This is a genomic window from Halorubrum sp. BV1, assembly GCF_000746205.1.
In the GTDB taxonomy this organism is placed as follows: Archaea; Halobacteriota; Halobacteria; order Halobacteriales; family Haloferacaceae; genus Halorubrum.
Map to the genome: position 1 here is coordinate 1 of NZ_JQKV01000035.1, position 1,083 is coordinate 1,083.

The window sequence follows — 1,083 nt, forward strand, 5'->3', positions numbered from 1 at the left end:
GACGACGATCTCGACCCAAGGAATCGCCGCCATCACAAAAACCAGTCCGTATTGCGTAATCCCGTTCGCATCTCGCAAGGTTTCGGCGATGGATGCCTCAAGAAACGGAATGGATAGCGCACTGAAGACGAGGTCGGTGCCGACCGTAGCTGCGGCAGACTGTGACAGAAACAGGATCGTTCCAACGATCAGTCCGACTGCCCAGAGGAACACACCAACTATTCCCAAAAACGGTTGGCGAACGCCACCCCCTGCTTCGCTGCTCATACGATAGGGTGAGGGTGGTATCGCTAAAGCCGTTATCAAAACAAGATGTTCGATTCTCGGGTTGTACTTACCAATCGGGGGGGGGGAATCCGGCGTGGTAACGTGACTGTAGTAGACACGAGGGACAGTACACGCTCCACTACAGCCATTGGGGTGCAGCGAACCTGAAGCTCAAGCACCGAATCTCGGCTGAATCGCCGTTCGGTGGCGACGACACCGACTCCAAGTGGGCGAAACAGCTCCTCGCAGAGCTGGCCGATGGCCTCGAGGCAGATTCCGTCGACGGCTACCTCGCCGGCGAGGATCGACCATCGACGGTCGTCGAGCCGAAGCCCCGCGCCACCGGGCTCACGCTCGACGAGATCGTGGCTGACCATCTCGACTATCTCCACCACGAGGCGTTCTTCGTGGTGTCGACGACGTTCGAGGTGACCGCCTATCGGACGCTGTGGTTCGGCCTCCAGTACGACTCGGAGACGGTCGAACAGGGAGAGACAGTCGGGAACGGCGCGCTCGCGACGGTGCGTTGGTACGACGGCGAGCCGGTCGGCGATGGCCACCTCCAAGGACAGTTTGCGGCCCTCAAAGACGTCGTCGGCGATATGCTCGACAAGGGCGTCTTCACGCCGTCGACGGCGAGACAGTACCTGAAACGGAAGCTGGCCGAGCGAGTCGGAGACCGACAGGAGCTGCTCATTCCGACCGGGGAATCACCCTTCGAGAAGGCGAGCCTGAACCACTCCTAGTTCGATCTGCTTCGTGGCAGCTGCTGTTTTTCAGGGGCCGGAATGGGTGAGCCCCGCCAAAGGCTCGTGA

The 1,083-nt window shown here is 60.3% G+C and carries 2 pseudogenes; one reads left to right on the forward strand and one right to left on the reverse strand.

Annotation, left to right across the window (positions count from 1 at the left end):
• Positions 1-267: pseudogene (locus tag EP28_RS11530) on the reverse strand (hypothetical protein); the annotation flags it as partial.
• Positions 268-380: 113 nt separating this feature from the next.
• Between EP28_RS11530 and EP28_RS11535 the strand changes: the two are divergent.
• Positions 381-1,013, forward strand: a pseudogene (locus EP28_RS11535) (DUF6735 family protein); the annotation flags it as partial.
• Positions 1,014-1,083: the final 70 nt, after the last annotated feature.